At 62.5% G+C, this 6,490-nt stretch carries 8 protein-coding genes and 1 pseudogene; 4 read left to right on the plus strand and 5 right to left on the minus strand.

Features of this window, described 5'->3' with window-relative positions:
* The first annotated feature begins 113 nt into the window (after nucleotides 1-113).
* The gene (locus XH88_RS25500) at nucleotides 114-1,130 is read left to right on the plus strand and encodes a magnesium and cobalt transport protein CorA (RefSeq protein WP_271671002.1); all 1,017 of its coding nucleotides are present in this window, start codon (nucleotides 114-116) and stop codon (nucleotides 1,128-1,130) included.
* 29 nt (nucleotides 1,131-1,159) lie between these two features.
* Here XH88_RS25500 and purS read toward each other — a convergent pair whose 3' ends face one another.
* Both purS and purC read right to left on the minus strand, forming a co-directional pair.
* Entirely contained in the window at nucleotides 1,160-1,402 is a 243-nt protein-coding gene (purS, locus tag XH88_RS25505) for a phosphoribosylformylglycinamidine synthase subunit PurS (RefSeq protein WP_128965505.1), read from the minus strand.
* A gap of 13 nt (nucleotides 1,403-1,415) precedes the next feature.
* Nucleotides 1,416-2,183, minus strand: a complete 768-nt coding sequence (gene purC, locus XH88_RS25510; protein ID WP_172782948.1) for a phosphoribosylaminoimidazolesuccinocarboxamide synthase — start codon at nucleotides 2,181-2,183, stop codon at nucleotides 1,416-1,418.
* A gap of 331 nt (nucleotides 2,184-2,514) precedes the next feature.
* Here purC and XH88_RS25515 point away from each other — a divergent pair, with 331 nt between their 5' ends.
* Together XH88_RS25515 and purB are read left to right on the plus strand one after the other, a co-directional pair.
* A complete protein-coding gene (locus XH88_RS25515; RefSeq protein ID WP_271671003.1) occupies nucleotides 2,515-2,838 on the plus strand; it encodes a DUF1476 domain-containing protein in 324 nt (107 codons plus the stop codon).
* A 94-nt stretch (nucleotides 2,839-2,932) separates the two neighbouring features.
* Entirely contained in the window at nucleotides 2,933-4,363 is a 1,431-nt protein-coding gene (gene purB / locus XH88_RS25520) for an adenylosuccinate lyase (protein ID WP_271671004.1), read from the plus strand.
* Nucleotides 4,364-4,465: 102 nt separating this feature from the next.
* Here the strand turns inward: purB and cynS are convergent, their stop codons facing one another.
* Nucleotides 4,466-4,948, minus strand: coding sequence for a cyanase (gene cynS, locus XH88_RS25525; RefSeq protein ID WP_128965502.1), 483 nt, complete (start codon nucleotides 4,946-4,948; stop codon nucleotides 4,466-4,468).
* A gap of 83 nt (nucleotides 4,949-5,031) precedes the next feature.
* Nucleotides 5,032-5,358 carry an alpha/beta fold hydrolase gene (locus XH88_RS25530; protein ID WP_442868470.1) on the minus strand — a complete coding sequence of 109 codons (327 nt, stop codon included), beginning with the start codon at nucleotides 5,356-5,358 and terminating at the stop codon, nucleotides 5,032-5,034.
* Between the two features lie 58 nt (nucleotides 5,359-5,416).
* Here XH88_RS25530 and XH88_RS25535 point away from each other — a divergent pair.
* Nucleotides 5,417-5,596, plus strand: a pseudogene (locus XH88_RS25535) (hypothetical protein); the annotation flags it as partial.
* A gap of 44 nt (nucleotides 5,597-5,640) precedes the next feature.
* On the opposite strand, the gene XH88_RS25540 reads toward XH88_RS25535, so the two are convergent.
* A partial coding sequence (locus XH88_RS25540) for a hypothetical protein (RefSeq protein ID WP_271671005.1) occupies nucleotides 5,641-6,490 on the minus strand: 850 nt, incomplete at its 5' end.

Raw genomic sequence — 6,490 nt, forward strand, 5'->3', positions numbered from 1 at the left:
GGAGACATAGCCATTTGACGGGGATTTTACCAGTGCTAGCCTTGCCTGATGGCCTTGTACACAGGCCATAGCCAGAGCACCTCTGCCCCAGGATCTTGCCCGGGATGGAAGCCATGAATGTCCCGTCGCGGCCCATATCTCCTGCCGAACCCGTGTCCACCGAGGGCGTCGTCGCTGCCGGCGCCTATGTCGACGGCCGGCGCGTCGCCAATATCGCCATCAGCGAGGCCTCGAGCTGGCGGGCCAAGCCGGGCCATGTGGTCTGGATCGGCCTGCACGAACCCGACACGGCGCTGCTCGGCGCGGTGCAGAAGCAATTCGACCTGCACGATCTCGCCATCGAGGACGCCGATCACGCCCACCAACGGCCGAAGATCGAACAATATGGCGAGGCCCTGTTCATCGTGGCGCGCACGGCGCAGCTGATCGAGGGACGGATCGCCTTTGGCGAGACGCACATCTTCGTCGGCGAAGGCTATCTCGTGACCGTCCGCCACGGCGCCTCGACATCCTACACCGCCGTGCGCGAGCGCTGCGAAAGCTGCCCGCGTGCGCTCGCGCGCGGCGAGGACTACATCCTCTATGCGATCCTCGATTTCATCGTCGACAACTACTCTCCGGTGCTCGAGAGCATTCACGACGAGATCGAGGGCATCGAGGACGACGTGCTCTCGAAGCCGATCAGCAAGGCGCAGATCGAGCGACTGTACATGCTGCGCCGCGACCTCCTGCGGCTGCGCAACGCGATCGGGCCTTTGGTCGAAGTGTGCCGCCGGCTGGAGCATGATGAGCTGTCGATGGTGCGGCCGACCATGCAGCCGCTGTTCCGCGACGTCACCGACCACGTCCGCAACATCCAGGAACGGATCGATTCCATGCGCGAGGTGCTGGCCTTCGCCTTCGAGGCGAGCCTTTTGGTCGGCCAGGCGCAGGAGACGGCGGTGTCGAAGAAGCTCGCTTCGTGGCTTGCGATCCTCGCCGTCCCGACCGCCGTTGCCGGCATCTACGGGATGAATTTCAAGTACATCCCCGAGCTGCAATGGGAATACAGCTACTTCGTCGTGATGGGACTTATGGCGCTTGCGTGCGCAGGTCTGTACCGGCGCTTCCGTCGCCTGGGGTGGCTCTAAAGCGCGATGAGATGAATCGTCATCGCGCCTTAAGCTTTCATCTCGATCGCATAATTCTCGATCACGGTGTTCGCCAGCAGCTTGTCGGCCGCGTCCTTCAGCGCGGCTTCGGCCTTGGCCCTGTCGGCGCCGGCGAGCTCGATGTCGAACACCTTGCCCTGGCGCACGCTGGCGACGCCGTCGACGCCGAGCGACTTCAGCGCGCCTTCGATGGCCTTTCCCTGCGGATCGAGGATACCGGTCTTCAGGGTAACGGTGACACGTGCCTTCACGTCATCTTCCTCTTCAGCTTTTCACCAGCACGGGACCCGTGCCCTGCGGACGCTCGTTCTCCATGAGGATGCCGAGGCGCTTTGCGACTTCGGTATAGGCTTCGAGCAAGCCGCCGAGGTCGCGGCGGAAACGGTCCTTGTCGAGCTTCTCGTTCGACTTGATGTCCCACAGACGGCAGCTGTCCGGCGAAATCTCGTCGGCGACGATGATGCGCATCATCTCGTTCTCGAACAGCCGGCCGCACTCCATCTTGAAGTCGACGAGGCGGATGCCGATGCCGAGGAAGAGGCCGGTGAGGAAATCGTTGACGCGGATGGCGAGCGCCATGATGTCGTCGATCTCCTGGGGCGTGGCCCAGCCAAACGCGGTGATGTGCTCTTCCGACACCATGGGGTCGTTGAGCTGGTCGTTCTTGTAGTAGAATTCGATGATCGAACGGGGCAGCTGCGTGCCCTCCTCGATGCCGAGGCGCTGCGACAGCGAGCCGGCGGCAACGTTGCGCACCACTACCTCGAGCGGCACGATCTCGACCTCGCGAATCAACTGCTCGCGCATGTTGAGGCGGCGGATGAAGTGGGTCGGCACCCCGATGTCGTTGAGGTGCTGAAACAGGTACTCCGAGATCCGGTTGTTGAGGACACCTTTGCCCTCGATCACCTGATGCTTTTTGGCATTGAACGCGGTGGCGTCGTCCTTGAAGTGCTGGATCAGGGTACCGGGCTCGGGACCTTCATACAGAACCTTTGCCTTGCCTTCGTAAATGCGACGCCGACGGCTCATTGGGATGTACCGTGTTTTGTTGAAATCCATGTATTTGGTGTGCTCCGGTTACCAGGTTACGACCCACAGCGGAGCTGCCGTGAACGGTTTGGAACCGCTCCGATCCCAGGGGAAAACCTGAGGAAACAGAACGGGAACCAAGCCTTTAGGCAACCTATCCGATTGGCTGTCCCAGCACAATCGATCCGGCCCATCCGACGCTGACTTATACCGCCTTGCCTGCGGCTTTACGGCTCGTTGTTTCGCCGATTGTGCCCTCTATGTAGGCATGCGCGGGGGCCCTCGCAACGAGGTCCGCCACGTCCGTTCAGCCGAAGGAATTGGAAGACGCATGAGCGAATTCGACAAGCGCGAAGAAGGCTTTGAGAAGAAATTTGCCCTCGACGAGGAGCAGAAATTCAGGGCTGAGGCCCGCCGCAATCGGCTGCTGGGGCTGTGGGCGGCCGAAAAGCTCGGAATCTCGGGCGAAGCCGCCGCCGCCTATGCCAAGGAGGTGGTCGCGGCCGATTTCGAGGAGGCCGGCGACGGCGACGTTCTTCGCAAGATCATGGCCGATTTCGCCGCTGGGAACCTGGCCATCACCGAACAGGCGATTCGCGCCAAGATGAGCGAGCTGATTGCGGTCGCGGCCGCCGAGGTGAAGGCCGGAAAGTAAGCTTAACAGCGAGCGTCGGACGGCCATGAAACGCCCGCCCGCCGCTCGCCCTCCCGGGCTTGCAGCCGGCCCCCAGCGGTGCCAAATGGGCGGCATGTCACAGGATCACATTTCCAACGTCCTCGCCCAACGCTATGCCTCGCCTGCCATGCGCGCCATCTGGAGCGGCGAAGGCAAGGTTCGCCTCGAACGCGACTACTGGATCGCCGTGCTGAAAGGCCAACGCGACCTCGGTATCCCGGTGCCCGATGGCGTGATCGAAGCCTATGAGCGCGTGAAGGACCAGGTCGACCTCGACTCCATCATGCGGCGCGAGCGCATCACCCGCCACGACGTCAAGGCGCGGATCGAGGAGTTCTGTGAACTCGCCGGTCATGAGCACCTGCACAAGGGCATGACCAGCCGCGACCTCACCGAGAACGTGGAGCAGCTCCAGGTCTATCGCGGGCTGCAGCTGATCGAGACCAAGAGCATCGCCGCGCTCATTCGCTTTGCCAGGCACGCAAAGCAGTTTCGCGACATGCCGTTCACGGCGCGCACCCACAACGTCGCCGCGCAGGTTACGACGCTCGGCAAGCGTATCGCCATGTTCGGCGAGGAGATGCTGGTCTCGCATCAGAGCCTCGTCAACGTGCTCGACACCTATCCCGCGCGCGGCCTGAAGGGCGCGGTCGGCACCAGGCTCGACCAGATCACCCTGTTCAACGGCGATGCCGGCAAGGCGCGCGCGCTTGAAAAGCAAATTCTCAAGCACCTCGGCCTGCCCAGGAGCTTTGATGCGGTCGGCCAGGTCTATCCGCGCAGCCTCGACTTCCGCGCCGTCAGCGTGCTGACCGAGCTTGCCAGCGGTCCCGGCAATTTCGCCAAGACGCTGCGATTGATGGCGGGCCATGAGCTCGCCAGCGAAGGCTTTGCCAAGGGCCAGGTCGGCTCCTCCGCGATGCCGCACAAGATGAACAGCCGCTCCTGCGAGCGCATCAACGGCCTGCATGTCGTGTTGAAAGGCTATCTTGCGATGGCCGCTGGGCTTGCCGGCGATCAGTGGAACGAGGGCGATGTCTCCTGCTCGGTCGTCCGCCGCGTGATGCTGCCCGATGCTTTCCTCGCCATGGACGGTTTGCTCGAGACCCTGCTCTCCGTGCTCGACCAGATGGAAATATTCGACGCCGTCGTCGCAACCGAGCTCAACCGCTATCTGCCGTTCCTGCTGACCACCACGGTCATGATGGAGGCCGTGAAGAAGGGCTCGGGGCGCGAAGGCGCGCATGAGGCGATCAAGGAGCACGCGGTCGCAGCCATCAGAGATTTGCGCACCGGCAAAATCGTGCAGAACGATCTGCTGAAGCGTCTCGCCGCTGATCAGCGCCTCGGCCTCAGCGAAGCCGAGCTCCAACGCGTGCTCGATCACGGCCGCGCCAATTCCGGCGATGCCGGCGCCCAGGTCGATTATTTCGCCCAGCAGGTGGACGCGCTCGCAAAGGCAAAGCCTGAAGCGGCCAAGTACACGCCTGGAGCGATTCTCTGACAGGTCTGACCGTCATTGCGGGGAGCGTGGCGACGAAGCAATCCAGACTTCCATTCGCAGCAAGATGGATTGCTTCGCTTCGCTCGCAATGACGAAAGGACCTCAGCCTTCTTTGAAGCCATACTCCGGCACATTGCCGCTGGCGCCGTAATATTTGTACGGCAGGAATTTGCCCGACATGGTGATCTTGACGCGGTCGCCCTTCGGGTTCGGCAGACGTTCCATCACCATGTCGAAGTCGATCGCCGACATGATGCCGTCGCCGTATTCCTCCTCGATCAACGCTTTCCACGCCGGACCGTTGACCATGACCAGCTCGTAGAAGCGATAGATCAGGGGATCGGTCGGCGGCATCGGCATGCCGCGCATCGGCGTCTCGTTCAGCATCGCAACTTCCGCCTTCGACAGGCCGAACAGCTCGCCGGCGTTCGCGGCCTGCGGCTTGGTCAATTTCATCTGACCGAGGATCGCGCCTGTGATCAGCACCTCGGAGTAGCCACCGATCTTCTCGCAGATATATTTCCAGCTCCAGCCCTTCTCGCGTTTGATGTCGAGCAGCTTCTCGGTGAGGTCTTCGCGTTTCATGTCAGGATCTCCCTTGGTCAGGCGTGTGATAGGCCTGCCGCTTTGGGAGGCACGAAACGTGCCAATAAATGAGGCTTATCGCTTCAGAGTATCCGTGAACCGCCCGATCGCCTCGAGCACCGGCCGCTGATCACCGGCAAAGAACCAGTGATCATGGCCGTCGAGCTCGAAGAACTCGGCGCCGGGGATCCGGCTCGCCACGTCGCGACGCGGCGCGGCTGGTCGACTGCGAACTTGACGCAAGCCGGCCCGCACTCGGATGCACCAAACAGCACGATATGGCGCGACTGCGCCGCCTGCAGCACGGTGCCGATATCCTCCGCGGTGACGTCGATGTCAGGGGCTGAGCCGACACGGTCGGACAGTCCGATGCCGCGGCGATCGAACACGATCAGGCGCCCGAGCTTCATCAGTGACGCCAGGAACGTACGGCTCGCGGGATGCTCCCATGCGCGCTCCACATGCGAAACAATCCCGATGAACCTGCCGCTTCTCAAGAACCACGCCGTCCTCGGCGTCTTTGTCGGCGCTTGGGCGGAGAAGTTTTCCGCCGAGGCCGCGCTCCATGACGAAGCCGGAAAGTTGCTCGCGGTGGCGAAGACGACCTGGATCGCGGTCGACCGCGACGTGCAGCTAGGGCGCGGATAACGGTTTCGTAGGTCTCGCAGGGTAGGCAAAGGCGCGCAGCGCCGTCACGCGGCAGGGATCGGCTGGGCCAGCGCCGATATCGAAGTCGCCGCAGGCGGATCGACGATGAGTGTACCACCATGACCATCGCTGGATGCAACAAAGGTCGATGCAAGATAATTGCCGAGCAGCGCAATGTTCGCAGCGTGAATGCCGTCGGTCACATGAAGCGTTCCACCAGCGCTCGTGCCCGAGAAGGCCGGCGTCTGAATTGTTGCAAAGTTGATATCGGCAAAATCGATTGTGTCTTGCCCCGTCATGCCGGCCACCGTGCCCGCGAAACTTCCTGAATTGTCCAGCTTCAGCGTGCCGGTTGATCCAAAGAACGTCACCTGGCGGGAATACGCCGATCCGAGTTCGAGAGTCGTGCCCGCATTGACGATGGCCGGGCTGCTGCCAGTGGCGGACAAGGCCTGCCAGTTGCTCCAGTTCGTCCCATCGAAGGCACGGACCCAGAGATGATCGGTGCCGCTGCCGGCGACGTAGTTGGTATTGGCCAGTTGCGCGGCACTGACCCTGATCTCGGTATTGGCGACCTGCGCCACGCCGTTCAGAGTGAAGCGGCCATAGGTGTCGGAATCCCAGAACGAATACGCCGTCAGCGCAGAGCCATCGGGATCGCTCGCGGAGAACAAGTTCGCTGCCGCGATAGTCTGGCCAGACGCCGTGTTCAGGTTGGCCGCGGTCACCACGGGGGCCGTCGGACCCGCCGTGAACGCTTGCCAGGTGCTCCAGGACGAGCCGTCGAAGGCGCGAACATAGAGATGATCGGTGCCGCTGCCCGCGATGTAGCTGGTCTGCGCCAGCTGTGCCGCCGTAATGACGATCTCGGTGTTGGCGGCCTGGGTCACGCCG

The organism is Bradyrhizobium sp. CCBAU 51627, from assembly GCF_028128765.1.
Taxonomy (GTDB): Bacteria; Pseudomonadota; Alphaproteobacteria; order Rhizobiales; family Xanthobacteraceae; genus Bradyrhizobium.